This window comes from Xylophilus ampelinus (assembly GCF_003217575.1).
GTDB lineage: Bacteria > Pseudomonadota > Gammaproteobacteria > Burkholderiales > Burkholderiaceae_C > Xylophilus > Xylophilus ampelinus.
In genome coordinates, this window is the sequence record NZ_QJTC01000025.1 from 15,363 (window position 1) to 32,257 (window position 16,895).

Here is a 16,895-nt window from a genome sequence, read left to right on the forward strand (position 1 = left end):
CGTCTTACTTGACGTCGCCGGTGACCAGCACCACGTCGGTCTTCACCTCGGCGGGCATGGCCGACTGCGGCTTCTTCTCGGCGATCGCCTTCAGAGCGGTCTCGATGCCGAACGCCGCCTGTTTGGCGGCGAACTGGTCGGCCGTGGCCAGCAGGCGGCCGTCCTTCAACATCGGCTTGACCGCGTTGATGTTGTCGTAGCCGACGACCTGCACCTTGCCGGTCTTGCCCGACGCCTTGACCGCCGCCACCGCGCCGAGCGCCATGCTGTCGTTGCCGGCCAGCAGCGCCTTCAGGTCGGGATGCTCGCGCAGCATGCCGGCGGCCACCGTGTTGCCCTTTTCGATCTCCCACTGGCCCGACTGCACGCCGACGACGGTCACGCCGGCCACCTTCATCGCGTCCTGGTAGCCGAGGGTGCGCTGCTGGGCGTTGAAAGTGGTCGAGACGCCTTCGATGATGCCGACCTTGTCGCCCGACTTCAGGCCCTTGGCCAGGAAGTCGCCGACCAGCTGGGCGCCGGCCCGGTTGTCGGGGCCGACGAAGGGCACGACGATGTTCTTTTCCCGAAGGGCCGCGCCGTCGAGGCGGTTGTCGATGTTGACCACCAGGATGCCCTTGTCGATCGCCGCCTTGATCACCGGCACCAGGGCCTTGGAATCGGCCGGCGCGATCACCAGCGCGTTGATCTTCTGGGCCACCATCTGCTCGACCATCTTGATCTGGGCGGCGGTGTCGGTCTCGTCCTTGATGCCGTTGGTGACCAGGGTGTACTGGGCGGCGTGGGCCTTCTGGTGCGCCTTGGCGCCGTCTTCCATCGTGCGGAAGAACTCGTTGGCCAGCGACTTCATCACCAGCGCCACCTTCGGCTTGTCCTGGGCGAAGGCGGGCACGGCGGCGAGGCTGCCGAGGAGAGCGAGTGCGGCGGCGCTCTGCAGGCTGCGGCGGGTGATTGGCATGTGCGTGTCTCCTTCGGTGGTGGAACGGCGGCCGTTTCGACGGCGCGGGGCGCGGGGCGCGGATATTAAAGGAGGAAAACGTTTGCGGGCGGTTTTCGGATCGGGTGAAACCCGAGGTCGGAGGCACGCGGGCGCGGGGCCTGTCGCCTGTTCCGTACCCTCCGCACGGCGGGGCGGCGGCTCCCGCCTAAAATCGCCGGTTGACCAGAGGACCCTTCCCATGAGTTTGCAATGCGGCATCGTCGGCCTGCCCAACGTCGGTAAATCCACCCTTTTCAACGCGCTGACCAAGGCGGGCATCGCGGCGGAGAACTATCCGTTCTGCACCATCGAGCCCAATGTCGGCGTGGTCGAGGTGCCCGACCCGCGCCTGGCGGCCCTGAGCGAGATCGTCCAGCCCGAGCGCGTCGTCCCGGCGATCGTCGAGTTCGTCGACATCGCGGGCCTGGTGGCCGGCGCCAGCACCGGCGAGGGCCTGGGCAACAAGTTCCTCGCCCACATCCGCGAGACCGACGCCACCGTCAACGTGGTGCGCTGCTTCGACGACGAGAACGTGATTCACGTCGCCGGCAAGGTCGACCCGATCTCCGACATCGAGGTGATCCAGACCGAGCTGTGCCTGGCCGACCTGGCCACGGTCGAGAAGGCGCTGCACCGCCACACCAAGACCGCCCGCTCGGGCGACAAGGAGGCGATCAAGCTGGTCGCGCTGCTGGAGAAATGCCAGGCCGCCCTCAACGAGAACACGCCGGTGCGCGCGCTGGAGTTCACGAAGGAAGAGCAGCCGCTGGTGAAGTCGTTCACCCTCATCACCGCCAAGCCGGCGATGTTCGTCGGCAACGTGGCCGAGGACGGCTTCGAGAACAACCCCTACCTCGACCGGCTGCGCGACTACGCCGCCAAACAGGGCGCCCCGGTGGTCGCGATCTGCGCCAAGATCGAGGCCGACCTGTCCGAGATGGACGACGAGGACAAGACCATGTTCCTCGCCGAGATCGGCCAGGAGGAGCCGGGTCTGAACCGCCTGATCCGCGCCGCCTTCAAGCTGCTCGGCCTGCAGACCTACTTCACCGCCGGCGTGAAGGAAGTCCGCGCCTGGACCATCCGCATCGGCGATACCGGCCCCCAGGCCGCCGGCGTGATCCACGGCGACTTCGAGCGCGGCTACATCCGCGCCCAGACCATCGCCTACGACGACTACATCGCCTTCAAGGGCGAGCAGGGCGCCAAGGACGCCGGCAAGATGCGCTCCGAAGGCAAGGAGTATGTCGTCAAGGACGGCGACGTGATGAACTTCCTGTTCAACGTCTGATGCGCGCCGCCGGGACCGCCGCGCTTGCACGGTGGCCCTCGTGGCCGAGCAGGCGCCCGCGACCAATTGACCGATGGAGGTGATGGGACATGATCAATCAGATCAAGCTCGAAAACTTCGGGCCTCTTTCAAGCATTCACTGGTCGGGGTTGGGCAAGATCAACTTGGTCATCGGTGGCAATGGCAGTGGCAAAACTTTCCTGCTGAAGGCGATCTACAGCAGTCTGCGCACTTTGGAAGAATACAAGCGCGGCGATGAACAGCGGTCGATTTCCGAGATTCTGTGGGAAAAGCTGTATTGGACTTTCCAGGCTGAAAAAATCGGCGATCTGGTGAGCAAAGGAGCCGACGCGCCATTGTCGAGTTCGCTCACTATCGACAAAAAAGGGTTCTCCTACCATTTTGGAAAAGACACGACCAAACAGATTTCCAGCGTCGAGAACCACGTGCTACCTCGAGCCAGCAATTCGGTCTTCCTTCCGGCCAAAGAGGTGCTATCACTGCACCAAATCATTCTGAAGTCGCGGGAGCAGGACAAGTCTTTCGGTTTCGACGACACCTATTTCGACCTCGCCAAAGCGCTTCGCATCTCGACCAGCAAGGGACGCAACTTTGCTGAGTTTTCGCAATCACGACGAAAACTTAAGGACATCCTGGGTGGTGTGATCGAATACGACGACGCCTCCGGACGCTGGCTTTTCAGCAAAGGGCGTCACAAGTTTCCTATTGGCGTTACGGCGGAAGGCATCAAGAAGATCGCCATCCTCGATACCTTGCTTGGCAACCGCTATCTCAGCACCCAGTCGGTCGTGCTGATTGACGAGCCCGAGTCCGCCCTTCACCCCATCGCCATTTCGCAGCTTTTGGATATCGTGGCGCTGCTGGCCGAACGTGGTATCCAGTTCTTCATGGCCAGCCATTCTTATTTCGTGGTTAAAAAGTTGTTTCTCCTGGCCCAGGAGCGCGATTGGTCCATTCCGGTGATTTCCGCCGATGGCGGCGCTTGGATCCGTGACGATCTGAAGAACGGCATGCCGGACAATCCGATCATCGCCGAGTCGATCCGCCTCTACACCCAAGAAGTCGAACTGGCGCTGAAATGACCACCGCCGCCATCATCGAATCAGGGATGACATTCGGTCCCTATCCGGCGGGGCAGTGCTTTTACGTGGAGAAGAGCAAGTGCTACAAGGATGTTCAGGAAGGCGTGCAAATGGCCGAATTCCTGTTGCTGAGACAGCAGCAACAGGGGCCTACCGTATGGGTGGTCGAGGCCAAGTCCAGCAGCCCGAGGCCGAAAACCCAACCCAATTTTGGAAAGTTTATCGACGAGATCCGCAACAAGCTCACCAACGGTTTTCTTCTCGCCGTAGCCGCTTGTCTTCGACGGCATCCTGCAGCGGAAGATGAACTTCCAGAGGCGTTCAAAACATTCGATGTGCGGACACACGGATTCAAATTTGTATTGGTCATTGAGGGACACAAGCCGGAGTGGTTACCACCGCTGAAGAGTGCTCTGGAGCAGGCCTTGAAGCCGGTGGTGAAAACGTGGGCACTGCCTCCCCTATCTGTCGTCGTGCTGAACCATGAGGGGGCACAGCGGCACGGCCTGATTTTGCCAATGCGGGCTGCCGGCGGCGCGAACTGACTCCGCAGCAGACTGCGTCTATCGGATTCCACACTCTGGCGCCGATTGGGGCGGGCCGGCCTTGGGCATGGAATACTGCCCGGATGATCACCGTCCACCATCTCGAAAACTCCCGCTCGCAACGCGTGCTCTGGCTCATGGAGGAGCTGGGGCTGCCCTACGAGGTGGTACGCTATGCGCGCGACTCGAAGACGATGCTGGCGCCCCCGGCGCTGCGGGCGGTGCATCCGCTGGGCAAGTCGCCGGTGGTCACCATCGAAGGCGGCAGCCCGCTGGCCGAATCGGGCGCGATCGTCGAGACGCTGATCGAGCGGCACGGCGCGGGCGCGTTCTCGCCGCCGCCGGGCACGGTGGATTTCCAGCGCTACCGGTACTGGCTGCACTACGCCGAGGGCTCTGCCATGCCGCCGCTGCTGCTGAAGCTGGTGTTCGACCGGATCGAGACCACGCCGGTGCCCTTCTTCGTCCGGCCGGTGGTCAAGGCGATCGCGGGCAAGGCGAAGTCGACCTTCGTCATGCCGCAGATCCGCCAGCACCTCGACTACCTGGAGGGCGAGCTGGGCCGCAGCGCTTGGTTCGCCGGCGAGGATTTCAGCGGTGCCGACATCCAGATGAGCTTTCCGGTGGAGGCAGCGGCCGCGCGCGGCGGGCTGGATGCGAGCTGGCCGCGGCTGATGGACTGGATGCAGCGCATCCACGCCCGGCCTGCGTACCACCGGGCGCTGGAGCGAGGCGGGCCGTATGCGCTGATCGGCGGCCAGGCGAAAACCTGAGTCGAATCTGCCGCCAGCCGGCACAGGACAACGACCTCTAGCTATGGAAACGGTAGCGATAGGGTTTCGTCGGGCTGCAGTCGCCGCGTCTGTCGGCAGGCGCCGGCATTCGGACGAATAAGTCCTGTAGCCGGCGCAACGCGCCGACCACATGCTATCGAAAACGTAGCATCATGAGGGAAAGACGTAGAGCAGCGCCGCCGTCATCGTCAGGTAGCGCAGGAACTTGCCGATCGCCATGTAGAACAGGCACGGCCGGAACGGCATCCGCAGCCAGCCCGCCACCGCGCACAGCGGGTCGCCCACGATCGGCAGCCAGCTCAGCAGGCAGGCCTTGGGACCCATCCGCTCCAGCCAGCCCAGCACCCGGGTGTGGTGCTTCGAGTGAGCGTATTTGTCGGCCACCTTGTGCGCGCCGTAGCCCAGCCACCAGTCGAGCGCGCCGCCCAGCGTGTTGCCGGCGCTCGCCACGAAGATGGCCTGCCAGAACATGTCCGGATTGAGCTTGAGCAGGCCGAACAGCACCGGCTCGGAGCCTATCGGCAGCAGCGTCGCCGAGATGAAGGACGCCACGAAGAGCGTGCTCAGGCCGAACTCGGGAAGGGCGAGGAGTTGGAGGACGGAATCGAGCCAGGCTTGCATCGCCGCCGAGTATCGCCAGTCCCCGACGCGGGCATGTAACCGCATTCCGGCTGCCGAAAATTTAGGCAGCTAGAATCACGCCTCCCCCGCCCCAGCCCACTCCGCCCACCACCCTTGCACGCCATGCAGATCGGCTCCATTTCCCTGCCGAACCGTCTGTTTGTCGCACCGATGGCGGGCGTGACCGACCGGCCGTTCCGCATGCTCTGCAAGTCGCTCGGCGCGGGTTATGCGGTCAGCGAGATGGTCACCTCGCGGCGCGACCTGTGGGCCAGCCTCAAGACTTCGCGCCGGGCCAACCACGAAGGCGAGGGCGCCCCGATCGCGGTGCAGATCGCCGGCACCGACGCGCGGATGATGGCCGACGCCGCCGCCTACAACATCGACCGCGGCGCCCAGATCATCGACATCAACATGGGCTGCCCGGCCAAGAAAGTTTGCAACAAGTGGGCCGGCTCGGCCCTGATGCAGGACGAGCCGCTGGCGCTCGAGATCGTCTCGGCGGTGGTGTCCGCCGCGGCGCCGCACGGTGTGCCGGTCACCCTCAAGATGCGTACCGGCTGGTGCCGGGCGCAGAAGAACGCGGTCTCCATCGCCCGGGCCGCCGAATCGGCCGGCGTGCAGATGCTCACCGTGCACGGCCGCACCCGCGAGCAGGGCTACACCGGGCATGCCGAATACGACACCATCGCCGCCGTCAAGGCCGCGGTGAGGATTCCGGTGGTCGCCAACGGCGACATCGACACTCCCGAGAAGGCCCGCGACGTGCTGGCCGCCACAGGGGCCGACGCGATCATGGTCGGCCGCGCGGCGCAGGGCCGACCGTGGATCTTCCGCGAGATCGGCCACTTCCTGGAGACGGGCGAGCACCTGGCACCGCCGTTGGTGGCCGAGGTGCGGCGTTTGCTGCTGGACCACCTGCAGGACCACTACGGCCTGTACGGCGAGGCGACCGGCGTGCGCAGCGCCCGCAAGCACATCGGATGGTACGTGCGTGGTCTGCCCGGTGCCGAGGATTTCCGCGCCCGGATGCACCTGCTGGACGACTCCGCCAGCCAGTGGGCCTCGGTGGCCGACTATTTCGACGCACTGGCAGCCACCGCCGACCGTATGCCCGCCACCGCGGCCGCCCCGGCGGTGGACGGAGAAGAAACGGCGCCCGCCAGCGCGCCGTGGAACAACAACACACCGGTACAAGAAGCGCACAGGCCATGAGCAAGCAACATATCGAGGAATGCATACGGGACAGCCTGACGGGCTACTTCCGCGACCTGGGCGGCGAACAGCCGCACGGCATGTACGACATGCTGATCCAGGTGATGGAGAAGCCGCTGCTGGAAGTGGTGATGTCCGAAGCCGCTCACAACCAGTCGCGCGCCGCCGACTGGCTGGGCCTGAACCGCAACACCCTGCGCAAGAAGCTGGTCGAGCACAACCTGCTGAAATAAAGCACACCCCCAGGCTGCGCACTGCGTGTCTTCGCCCACCCCCTTGCAGGGGGCGGTACCGGCGGCCCGGCGGAGCCGGATCCGCGGTACACCTGAAAAGCCTTTTCCCGATTCTGAATTTCTGAGAATTCCATGTCCCTGACCGCACTGCTCTCCGTCTCCGACAAGACAGGCATCGTCGATTTCGCCCGTGCTCTGCACGCGCTCGGCATCCGCCTGCTCTCCACCGGCGGCACCGCCCAGCTCCTGGCCGAGGAAGGCCTGCCGGTCACCGAGGTGGCCGAGGTCACCGGATTCCCCGAGATGCTCGACGGACGGGTGAAGACCCTGCATCCCAAGGTGCACGGCGGCCTGCTGGCCCGCCGCGACCTGCCCGAGCACATGGCGGCGCTGCAGGCCCACGGTATCGACACGATCGACCTGCTGGTGGTGAACCTCTACCCGTTCGAGGCGACCGTCGCCAAACACGGCTGCACGCTGGACGACGCGATCGAGAACATCGACATCGGCGGCCCGGCGATGGTGCGCAGCGCGGCCAAGAACTGGAAGGACGTGGGCGTCGTCACCGACGCTGTCCAGTACGAGCGGGTGATCGAAGAGATGAAACTGCTCGGCACCCTCACCGCCAACCACAAGTTCGCGCTGTCGGTCGCCGCCTTCAACCGCATCGCGCAGTACGACGCGGCGATCAGCAACTACCTCTCGTCCCTGCAGGCCGACGGCACGCCGAGCGCCTTCCCCGCGCAGAGCAATACGGGCTTCGTCAAGCTCCAGGACCTGCGCTACGGCGAGAACCCGCACCAGCAGGCCGCCTTCTACCGCGACCTGTATCCCGCGCCCGGCTCCCTGGTGCTGGCCAAGCAGCTGCAGGGCAAGGAACTGAGCTACAACAACATCGCCGACGCCGACGCCGCCTGGGAATGCGTCAAGAGCTTCGACACGGGAGCAGGATGCGACCCCGCGCAGGCCGCGGCCTGCGTGATCGTCAAGCACGCCAACCCCTGCGGCGTGGCGACCGGCGCCGATCCGCTGGAGGCGTACTCCAAGGCCTTCAAGACCGATCCGACCTCGGCTTTCGGCGGCATCATCGCTTTCAACCGGCCGCTGGACGCGGCGGCCGCGCGCGAGGTGGTCAAGCAGTTCGTCGAGGTGCTGATGGCGCCCTCGGTCACGCCCGAGGCGATGGAGGTCTTCAAAGGCAAGGCCAACGTCCGCATCCTCGAGATCTCGCTCGACGGCGTGCAGCGCGACGGCGCCACCGCCTGGTCGCGCGGCCAGAACGCGCAGGACGTCAAGCGCATCGGCTCGGGCCTGCTGGTGCAGAGCGCCGACCACCACGAGCTGGCGTTGGCCGACCTGAAGGTGGTCACCAAAACCCAGCCGACGCCGCAGCAGCTCCAGGACTTGCTCTTCGCCTGGAAGGTCGCCAAGTTCGTCAAGAGCAACGCGATCGTCTTCTGCAAGGACGGCATGACGATGGGCGTGGGCGCCGGCCAGATGAGTCGGCTCGACTCGGCCCGCATCGCCAGCATCAAGGCCCGGCACGCCGGCCTGTCGCTGGCCGGCACCGCGGTGGCGAGCGATGCGTTCTTTCCGTTCCGCGACGGCCTCGACGTGGTGGTCGACGCGGGTGCCACCTGCGTGATCCAGCCCGGCGGCAGCATGCGGGACCAGGAAGTCATCGACGCCGCCGACGAGCGCGGCGTGGCGATGGTGTTCAGCGGCGTCCGGCACTTCCGCCACTGATGGCACCGCCCGCGCCCGCGCCCTTGCCACGGCGGGTCCTGTTCGTCGGGCTGGCCAAGCTCGGCGCCTGCGTGGTGCTGCCGAGCGCCGCCGTCGGCCTGCTCTATGCCCGCGAATCCCGCACCTCCACCGCCCTGGCGGCCGACGCGGTGCGGGCCGGCCCGGTGCCCGAGGGCGTGCGCTTCGGCATCGACCACCGCTTCCTGCAGGGCGGGGGCCGGAGCTACCGCATCCGCGGCTGGATCGAGGGGCCGGGGATCCCCTCGGCCCGCGCGGCCCGGCTGCAGATCCTGCTGGTGGCGCCGGGAACCGGCGCCGCACGGCTGCTGCAGACCCGCATGCCGCTCGGCGCGCCCCTTCCCGGCGAGCCCGGCGAGAACCACTCGGCACCGGCCCGTACGTTCGAGGCCGCGGTGCGCCGCCGCCGCACCTCCGACCGCGGGTTCACCCGCATCTACCTGCGCTTCGAGCGCGACGGCACCGTGCACACCTTCGACACCGGCCTGTCGCTGCAAGACCATGGTTAAGTTCGCTTCGATGATCACGGCCGAGCGCGCCGCGCGTATGGTCTTCGTGCTGTTCGTGCTGGTGGTGCTTGCCATCGCCTGGACCCAGGGCCTGCGCGTCGGCGACGACATGATGTATCGCGACGCGCTGCGCGACAAACGTCTGTTCGAGTACGTCGCTCACCGCTACCAGATCTGGTCGGGCCGCTTCCTGATCGATGCGACCACCGTCGCGATGGTGCAGTCGGTCACGCTCTGGCGCCTGTGCACCACCGCGATGACCACGTTGCTCTTCGGCATGCTGGCATACTACCTGGGCGCTGTGCGCCGGCCGCTGCAGATGGCGATGCTCTGCGCCGGCCTGTTCCTGATCGATGCCGAGGTGGCCCGGCCCGCGTTCTGGTGGATGACCGGATCGTTCAACTACGCCTGGCCGCTGGCGCTGGCGGCGGTGGCTTTGCTGCCGTTCGTGCGGCCCGACCTGCCGCGCCGGGCCTTCCTGCTGACACTGCCTGCCGCCGTGTATGCCTGCAACCACGAACAGGTGGGCCTGCTGTTGCTGGGGCTGGAGACGGTGCTGGCGGTCTGGCTGTGGCGGCGGCAGGGCCGGCTGCGGGCCTGGCACGTGTTGCAGATGGCGGTGGGCTCGGTGTCTTTGATCACCGTGTTGCTGGCGCCCGGCACCAGTGCCCGGTTCGGCGTGCACACCACCTACTGGTTTCCGCAGTACCTGCAGCTCGACATGGTCGAGAGGGTGTTCTCGGGCTTGCAGCTCGCCTTCGGCCATGTGTTCGCCGCGGGCAATCCCGTGACCTTCCTGCTGGCGGTCGCGCTGCTGGGCGTGGTGTGGCTGCGGAGCCGCGATCCGATCGACCGGGCCCTGGCGGTCGCGCCGGTGCTGATGTTCTCGCTGCCGCTGGCGGCGCAGCTGATCGGTCCGGGCCGCACCGAGGCCACCCGGCTGCTGGACATCGCCAACTTCCCGGCCGGCAGCACCGGCCGCGACCGGTTCGAGGAGTTCTGGATCGGCTTGGCTGGCAATGCGGTCGAGCCGATGCTCTACCTGCACTTCCTGTTCTGTTGCATCGGCACCCTTTGCATCGGAATGGGCTTGTACCGTGCGCTGGCCACCGATGCCCGCTGGGGCCGGGGCCTGGCACCGCTGCTGTGGACCGCGGGCATCTGCTCGACGGCGATGGTGGGCATGTCGCCCTCGCTCTATGCCTCGGGCCCGCGCATCTTCTTCTTCCAGGACATGCTGAGCCTGGTGCTGCTCTGTGCGGTGATGGTGCAGTTGCCCCATCGCGACGTACGCTGGCTGTTGCTGCTGACGGCGCTGCCCTTGGCAGGGGTCGGCATCCGCGCTGCGATCGGCATGTCCTGAGCGAGAGCCAAGAAGGCCGGCAGCCGGCGTCCGAAGCCGACCTCTAGCTATCGAAACTATAGCGTCGCGAAAACCTCGCGTGCCGCCGCCACCGTCTCGCCGATGTCGGCCTCGGTATGGGCCGCGCTGACGAAGCCCGCCTCGTACAGCGCCGGCGCGATATAGACGCCGCGGTCGAGCAGGCCGTGGAACAGCCGGTTGAAGCGGTCGCCGTCGGTCTTCATCACCTGGCCGTAGTTCTGCGGCAGTGCATCGAGCAGGAAGAAGCCGAACATGCCGCCTTCGCATTCGCCCGAAAACGGCACGCCGGCGTCGGCCGCGGCGGCGCCCAGCCCGTCGACCAGCGACCGGGTGCGGGCCGAGAGCGCCTCGAAGAAGCCGGGCGAGCCGATCTCCTTCAAGGTCGCCAGGCCGCAGGCGGTCGCCACCGGGTTGCCCGACAGCGTGCCCGCCTGGTAGACCGGGCCGAGCGGCGCCAAGTGCTCCATGATCGCCCGCGACGCGCCGAAGGCCGCCAGCGGCATGCCGCCACCGATCACCTTGCCCAGCACCGTGATGTCGGGCCGGATGCCCAGCACCTGCTGCGCGCTGCCCAGGCCCACGCGCAGGCCGCTCATCACCTCGTCGAACACCAGCAGCGCGCCGTGGCGGGTGCAGAGATCGCGCATCGCCTGCGCGAACGGCTGCGACGCCCGGACGAAATTCATGTTGCCGGCGATCGGCTCGACCATCACGCAGGCGATCTCGGCGCCGTGCTCGACGAAGGCGGCTTCCAGGTCGGCGACGTTGTTGTATTCCAGCACCAGCGTGTGCCGCACCACCTCGGGCGGCACGCCGGCCGAGGTCGGGTGGCCGAAGGTCGCCAGTCCCGAGCCGGCCTTGACCAGCAGCGCGTCTGCATGGCCGTGGTAGCAGCCCTCGAACTTGACGATCGTCTTGCGGCCGGTCACGCCGCGGGCCAGGCGGATCGCGCTCATGCCGGCCTCGGTGCCCGAACTCACCAGGCGCACCATCTCGATCGAGGGTACCAGGCGGATAATCTCCTCGGCCAGCTCGATCTCGCGCTCGGTCGGCGCGCCGAAGGAGAAGCCGTCGACCGCCGCCTTCTGCACCGCCTCCAGCACCGCCGGATGGCCGTGGCCCAGGATCATCGGCCCCCAGGAGCCGATGTAGTCGATGAAGCGCTGGCCGTTGGCATCCCAGAAATAGGCGCCGTGGGCCCGCTCGACGAAGCGCGGCGTGCCGCCGACGGCGCGGAAAGCGCGCACCGGCGAATTGACGCCGCCGGGGATCACCGCGCGGGCGCGCTCGAAAAGGGGGGCGTTGCGGTCGGGGGAGGGTGCGGAAGCGTTCACGGGGTGGTCTACCGGTCGGGTGGTCTAGTGTTGGGTGTCGCGCGGCGGCATCACGAAGCCTTCGAGGGCCTGGCGTTCGGGGTCGGTGGCGACGGGATCGACCTCGTCGTCCTCGTCGTCGTCGGGATCGCCCTGAGCCCAGAACATGCGGTCGGGCAGCACGTTGCCCATGCCGGGGCGAAAACCCGCGTCCAGGCAGCGGTCGAGGTAGTGCAGCGCCTCGCTGGTCGATTCGCCCAGGTCCTTCCCGTTGGCCAGCAGCGCGGCCAGCGCGGCCGAGAGGGTGTCGCCCGCGCCGGAAAACACCGCGTCGAACAGTTCGAACTTGCCGCTGCCGAGCACCGCCTGCGGCGAGACCAGGACGTTCTCGACGAACTGCTCGGGCAGCGGCACGCCGGTGACCAGGGTGTAGGGCACGCCGGTCTCGGAGGCGGCCTTGGCGATGTCGCGGGGCGTGGGGCTGCGCTGGTGCGACCAGTCGGGCAACAGCCAGCGACAGAGCGTGCTGTGGTTGCCCACCAGCAGCGTGGTCTGGGGCAGCAGCAGTTCGCGGAACGCGTCGAGGTAGGCCTCGATGTCGTCCTCGGCCCACCAGGAGAGGTCGGGCATGTAGGCGACCAGCGGAACGTCCTCGTAGTCGGCGGCGATCTCGGCGATGGTGCTGACGTTCTCGGGCGTGCCGACGAAGCCGACCTTGATCACGTCGACCTCGATGTCCTCCAGCACAGCCCGCGCCTGCTCGGCCACGGCCTCTTCGTCGAACGGGAAGTGATCGAAGATGCGGGCGCTGTCGCGCGCGTAGGCCCCGGTGGCGACGGTCAGCGCATGGCCGCCGACCGAGGCCACCGTGACCGCGTCCGCCGCCAGCCCGCCGGCGCCGCTCGGGTCGCTGGCGTTGAACACCATCACGCAGGCGGGCACTTCGTCTTGCGCCAGTTCTGCGTCGTCGGGTGCGTCGGATGTTGGCTGGGTCATGGTCGGCGATCGAATGCAGAAGAGGCCCCGGCGCTGCCGCCGGAGATGCGAGTGCCCATTGTGCAACGCCCTCTTTGCCGGGTATCCGTCTTACAACAGCTACAGTGACGGGGACCGACTCGATACAATCGTTGACATATTATTAGAAGGCCCCTTAAGCTGATGACTGACCCTAAAACTTGGATGTGTCTGATTTGCGGGTGGATTTATGACGAATCCGCCGGCGTTCCGGAAGACGGCATTGCTGCCGGCACCCCCTGGGACCAAGTACCGATGAACTGGACATGTCCGGAATGCGGTGCGCGCAAGGAAGACTTCGAAATGGTCCAGATCTGACTGCCGGACAGCCCGCACCCCGTGGGCCGTCCGACCTGAATAACAAACCAGGGAGAGGCCTCGTGAGCAACAGCCCCAAAAGCTGCAAGGTGTTGGTGGTGGACGACAGCAACACCATCCGCCGCAGCGCGGAAATCTTTCTCAAGCAGGGCGGCCATGAGGTTCTGTTGGCGGACGACGGCTTCGACGCGCTCGCCAAGGTCAACGACTACCAGCCCCAGCTGATCTTCTGCGACATCCTGATGCCGAAGCTCGACGGCTACCAGACCTGCGCGATCATCAAGCGCAACGCGCGGTTCGCCCGCACGCCGGTCGTGATGCTGTCCTCCAAGGACGGCGTTTTCGACAAGGCGCGCGGCCGCATGGTCGGCTGCCAGGACTACCTCACCAAGCCATTCACCAAGGACCAACTGCTCATCGCGGTGCAGCAGTTCGGCCACACTTTCGAAGGGGCGATCTAAATGCCTATCCATAAGGTTCTGGTCGTGGACGACTCCAAGACCGAACTCCTGTTTCTCTCCACCCTTTTGCAGAAGAGCGGCCTGCAGGTGCGCACCGCCGAGAACGCGGAAGAAGCTTTCCGCAGCCTCGCCGCGGAAAAGCCCGACCTGATCCTGATGGACGTCGTGATGCCCGGCCAGAACGGTTTCCAGCTCACCCGCGCGATCAGCCGCGACCCGCTCTACGCCGACGTGCCGATCGTCATGTGCACCAGCAAGACGCAGGATACCGACAAGGTCTGGGGCATGCGCCAAGGTGCACGGGGCTACCTGACCAAGCCCGTGGACCCGGCCGAACTGCAGGCCACGATCGCAGCCCTGGGCTGAACGCGCTGCCGCCATGTCCAATCGTCAGACGCTGCGCGATCTGCAGACCCGGCTGGCCGCCCGGCTCCAGGCGGCTCGCACCGAAGGTGCGTCCGTATCCTGGCTGGCCGCCGAGGCCGGCGGACGAAGCTACCTCTTTCCGCTGAGCCAGGCCGGCGAGATCTTTCCCTGGACGCCGGTGCAGCCGGTGCCCTACACGCAGCCCTGGTTCCTGGGCGTCGCCAACCTGCGCGGCGGCCTGTGCGGCGTGGTCGATTTCATCCGGTTCGACGCCGGGCAGGGCGGAGCCGGTACCCCGCCGGACGGCCCGGAGGCCGATGCGGGAACGCTCTCTGCCTCCGGGCAGCGCGCCGATGCCCTCACCGGCGAGGCCAGCCTGCTGTCCTTCAACGCCGGGCTCGACGTGCAGTGTGCGCTGGTGGTCGACAAGCTAGCCGGCTTGCGCGGCGGCGAGGCTTTCGTCTCGGTCCGCCCGCCCGCAGAAGGTGGCCCGGCATGGCTCGGCCACGTGTATGTCGATTCGCAGGGTGGCGCCTGGCAGGAGGTCGACCTGCAGGTGCTGGCACAGCATCCGTTCTTCCTCAGCATCAGCAGTTGATTGTTCTTTTCAGGGTCTCACCATGTCCGTCGCCGACCAACTCGGAAAAATTTTCTCCCGCAACCCGGCCACGCCGGACGGTGCCCCCGGCTCAGACGCTGCGGCGCACGGCCTGCCCGCGCGGGCGCCGGAGCCCGCCACCGTGGCCATCTCCACTCACTACGTGAGTCCCTCGGCGCCGTCCGACGGCGCGGCGCCCGCGGCCACACCGCTCGACGTGCCCACGCCGCTCGACGCGGCCAAGAGCGGCGACGGCGGCAAGGCGGTCTTCGAGGATTCCAAACTGGTCGCGCTGCCGGTGCTCGGCCGTGCCACCATCGACCGCCACCAGCGGGTGCTCTACACGATCCTGGGCGTCGGCCTGCTGGCGCTCGCCGGCCTGGCGGCCACCTCGCTTACCCAGGCCAACCGCAGCGCACAGCAGCTCGCCGCTACCGGCCAGGCACTGATGCAGTCGCAGCGGCTCGCCAAGTCGGTCACCCAGGCCATCATCGGCATCCCGCAAGCCTTCCCCGACGTGGCGGAAAGCTTCGATGTGCTGAGCCGCACCGCCAGGGCGCTCGACGTGGGCGACGACGGCATGCGCATCGCCGAACTGTCCTCGGCCTACCGTGCCGAATTCGGCGAAGTCGCGCCGCTGATCGAGCGCACCGACCGTAACGCCAAGGTCGTGCTGAGCCAGGAAAAGATACTGACCCAGGTGGGCGCTGCGCTGCGCACCATCAACCGCCAGTCGTCCGACCTGCTCGAGATCGCCGAGACCGTGTCGGCGCTCAAGCTGCAGCAGAACGCCTCGCCCGGCGAGGTGTCGGCCGCCGGCCAGCTGGCCATGCTGACCCAGCGGGTCGGCAAATCGGCCAACGAGTTTCAGACCTCCGAAGGCGTGAGTCCCGAGGCGGTGTTCCTGCTCGGCAAGGACCTGAACTCGTTCCGCGAGATCACGCAGGGCCTGCTAGACGGAAGCTCCGAGCTGCGCCTGACCGCCGCCCGTGACTCGCAGGTACGCGAACAGCTCCAGGCGCTGTTGACCCTGTACGAGAAGACGCGTTTCGAAGCCGGCGCCATCCTGGGCAATCTGCAGGGACTGGTCTCGGCGCGCGAAGCGCAGACCGCCATCATCGCCGACAGCGAGCCGATGCGCCGGGGCCTGGAAGTGCTGCAGCAACGCCTGTCGCAGGATGCACGCTTGAGCCTGATCACCGTGCTGGCCATGGCCGTCATCGCCCTGGTCGTGCTGGCGGCCGCCTTCGGACTGGCCCGGGTGCTGCTGCTCGACAGCCGCAGCCGCCAGAGCGCTGCCGAGTCGCAGCGACAGGAAGCCGAGCAGCAGCAATACGAAGCCGAGCGCGCCCAGCTCGAAGCCAAGCGCGTCAACGACGCCAACCAGGCCGCCATTCTTCGGTTGATGAACGAACTGCAGACGGTGGCCGAAGGCGACCTGACCCAGGAAGCCACGGTGACCGAGGACATTACCGGCGCCATCGCCGACTCGGTGAACTACACGGTCGAAGAACTCCGGCTGCTGGTAGGCAACGTTCAGAACACCGTCACCCGCGTGGCCCAGACGACGGCCCAGGTGGACAGCACCTCGACCGAACTGCTCGCCGCCTCCACCGAACAGCTGCGCGAGATCCGCGAAACCGGCCGCTCGGTGCTCGATATGGCGTCGCGCATCAACGGCGTGTCTTCTCAGGCGCAGGAGTCCGCCGCGGTGGCCCGCCAGTCGCTGGAAGCCGCCGACTCGGGCCTGCAGGCGGTGCAGAACGCGATCGGCGGCATGAACGCGATCCGCGACCAGATCCAGGACACCTCCAAGCGGATCAAGCGCCTCGGCGAATCCTCGCAGGAGATCGGCGAAATCACCGAGCTGATTTCCGACATTACCGAGCAGACCAACGTGCTGGCCCTGAACGCCGCCATCCAGGCCGCATCGGCCGGTGAAGCCGGTCGCGGCTTCTCGGTCGTGGCCGAAGAAGTGCAGCGGCTGGCCGAGCGCTCCGGCGACGCCACGCGGCAGATATCGGCCCTGGTGCGTGCGATCCAGACCGACACCCAGGACGCGGTGGCCGCCATGGAGCGTTCCACCCAGGGCGTGGTCGACGGTGCCCGACTGTCCGACAGCGCCGGTACCGCGCTGACCGAGATCGACCGTGTGTCGCGTCGACTGGCAGACCTGATCGAGCACATCTCGTCCTCCACTTCCCGCGAGGCCGAACTGGCCAACGTGGTGGCCGACAATATCCAGCACATCTTCGCGGTGACCGAACAGACAGGCGAAGGTACCCGTACCACCGCCCAGCAGGTGCGCGAACTGTCTCGCATGGCGGAAGACCTGCGCGAGTCCGTGGCGCGATTCAAGATCGCCTGAGTTTTCTCCCTCTCTTCAC

18 protein-coding genes are annotated in these 16,895 nt (G+C 66.7%); 14 read left to right on the forward strand and 4 right to left on the reverse strand.

Features of this window, described 5'->3' with window-relative positions; all coding sequences use genetic code 11:
* Positions 1-4 precede the first annotated feature (4 nt).
* The gene (locus tag DFQ15_RS14325; RefSeq protein WP_110466632.1) at positions 5-958 is read right to left on the reverse strand and encodes a sugar ABC transporter substrate-binding protein; all 954 of its coding nucleotides are present in this window, start codon (positions 956-958) and stop codon (positions 5-7) included.
* Positions 959-1,178: 220 nt separating this feature from the next.
* Here DFQ15_RS14325 and ychF point away from each other — a divergent pair, with 220 nt between their 5' ends.
* From ychF to DFQ15_RS14345, 4 genes are all read left to right on the forward strand, one after another.
* A complete protein-coding gene (gene ychF / locus DFQ15_RS14330; protein WP_110466633.1) occupies positions 1,179-2,270 on the forward strand; it encodes a redox-regulated ATPase YchF in 1,092 nt (363 codons plus the stop codon).
* A gap of 89 nt (positions 2,271-2,359) precedes the next feature.
* Positions 2,360-3,373, forward strand: a complete 1,014-nt coding sequence (locus DFQ15_RS14335; RefSeq protein ID WP_110466634.1) for an ATP-binding protein — start codon at positions 2,360-2,362, stop codon at positions 3,371-3,373.
* Complete coding sequence (locus DFQ15_RS14340) at positions 3,370-3,918, forward strand: hypothetical protein (RefSeq protein ID WP_110466635.1); 549 nt, start codon at positions 3,370-3,372, stop codon at positions 3,916-3,918. The genes DFQ15_RS14335 and DFQ15_RS14340 overlap by 4 nt, the downstream gene beginning before the upstream one ends.
* Before the next feature lie 83 nt (positions 3,919-4,001).
* The gene (locus tag DFQ15_RS14345; RefSeq protein ID WP_110466636.1) at positions 4,002-4,691 is read left to right on the forward strand and encodes a glutathione S-transferase; all 690 of its coding nucleotides are present in this window, start codon (positions 4,002-4,004) and stop codon (positions 4,689-4,691) included.
* A gap of 171 nt (positions 4,692-4,862) precedes the next feature.
* On the opposite strand, the gene DFQ15_RS14350 is transcribed toward DFQ15_RS14345, so the two are convergent.
* Entirely contained in the window at positions 4,863-5,333 is a 471-nt protein-coding gene (locus tag DFQ15_RS14350; protein WP_110466637.1) for a YqaA family protein, read from the reverse strand.
* 123 nt (positions 5,334-5,456) lie between these two features.
* Here DFQ15_RS14350 and dusB point away from each other — a divergent pair, with 123 nt between their 5' ends.
* The 5 genes from dusB (at position 5,457) to DFQ15_RS14375 (ending at position 10,417) form a co-directional block, all read left to right on the forward strand.
* Positions 5,457-6,548: a tRNA dihydrouridine synthase DusB gene (dusB, locus tag DFQ15_RS14355; RefSeq protein ID WP_110466638.1), complete on the forward strand. Its 1,092-nt coding sequence runs from the start codon at positions 5,457-5,459 to the stop codon at positions 6,546-6,548.
* Complete coding sequence (locus tag DFQ15_RS14360; protein WP_055835055.1) at positions 6,545-6,781, forward strand: Fis family transcriptional regulator; 237 nt, start codon at positions 6,545-6,547, stop codon at positions 6,779-6,781. The genes dusB and DFQ15_RS14360 overlap by 4 nt, the downstream gene beginning before the upstream one ends.
* 132 nt (positions 6,782-6,913) lie before the next feature.
* The gene (purH, locus tag DFQ15_RS14365; RefSeq protein ID WP_110466639.1) at positions 6,914-8,527 is read left to right on the forward strand and encodes a bifunctional phosphoribosylaminoimidazolecarboxamide formyltransferase/IMP cyclohydrolase; all 1,614 of its coding nucleotides are present in this window, start codon (positions 6,914-6,916) and stop codon (positions 8,525-8,527) included.
* On the forward strand, positions 8,527-9,054 hold the full coding sequence (locus tag DFQ15_RS14370; protein ID WP_110466640.1) for a hypothetical protein: 528 nt from the start codon (positions 8,527-8,529) through the stop codon (positions 9,052-9,054). Before purH ends, DFQ15_RS14370 begins: the two co-directional genes overlap by 1 nt.
* A complete protein-coding gene (locus tag DFQ15_RS14375) occupies positions 9,047-10,417 on the forward strand; it encodes a DUF6056 family protein (RefSeq protein ID WP_146228759.1) in 1,371 nt (456 codons plus the stop codon). The genes DFQ15_RS14370 and DFQ15_RS14375 overlap by 8 nt, the downstream gene beginning before the upstream one ends.
* Positions 10,418-10,473: 56 nt before the next feature.
* Here the strand turns inward: DFQ15_RS14375 and hemL are convergent, their stop codons facing one another.
* Positions 10,474-11,772, reverse strand: a complete 1,299-nt coding sequence (gene hemL, locus DFQ15_RS14380) for a glutamate-1-semialdehyde 2,1-aminomutase (RefSeq protein WP_110466642.1) — start codon at positions 11,770-11,772, stop codon at positions 10,474-10,476.
* A gap of 24 nt (positions 11,773-11,796) precedes the next feature.
* Entirely contained in the window at positions 11,797-12,747 is a 951-nt protein-coding gene (gene thiD, locus DFQ15_RS14385) for a bifunctional hydroxymethylpyrimidine kinase/phosphomethylpyrimidine kinase (RefSeq protein ID WP_110466643.1), read from the reverse strand.
* Between the two features lie 162 nt (positions 12,748-12,909).
* On the opposite strand from thiD, the gene DFQ15_RS14390 reads away from it, so the two are divergent.
* The 5 genes from DFQ15_RS14390 (at position 12,910) to DFQ15_RS14410 (ending at position 16,876) form a co-directional block, all read left to right on the forward strand.
* Entirely contained in the window at positions 12,910-13,083 is a 174-nt protein-coding gene (locus DFQ15_RS14390) for a rubredoxin (RefSeq protein WP_082447910.1), read from the forward strand.
* 62 nt (positions 13,084-13,145) lie between these two features.
* A complete protein-coding gene (locus tag DFQ15_RS14395) occupies positions 13,146-13,544 on the forward strand; it encodes a response regulator (protein ID WP_110466644.1) in 399 nt (132 codons plus the stop codon).
* Entirely contained in the window at positions 13,545-13,910 is a 366-nt protein-coding gene (locus tag DFQ15_RS14400; RefSeq protein WP_110466645.1) for a response regulator, read from the forward strand.
* A 13-nt stretch (positions 13,911-13,923) separates the two neighbouring features.
* Positions 13,924-14,508, forward strand: a complete 585-nt coding sequence (locus DFQ15_RS14405; RefSeq protein WP_110466646.1) for a chemotaxis protein CheW — start codon at positions 13,924-13,926, stop codon at positions 14,506-14,508.
* Between the two features lie 22 nt (positions 14,509-14,530).
* Positions 14,531-16,876: a methyl-accepting chemotaxis protein gene (locus DFQ15_RS14410; RefSeq protein ID WP_110466647.1), complete on the forward strand. Its 2,346-nt coding sequence runs from the start codon at positions 14,531-14,533 to the stop codon at positions 16,874-16,876.
* Positions 16,877-16,895 lie beyond the last annotated feature (19 nt).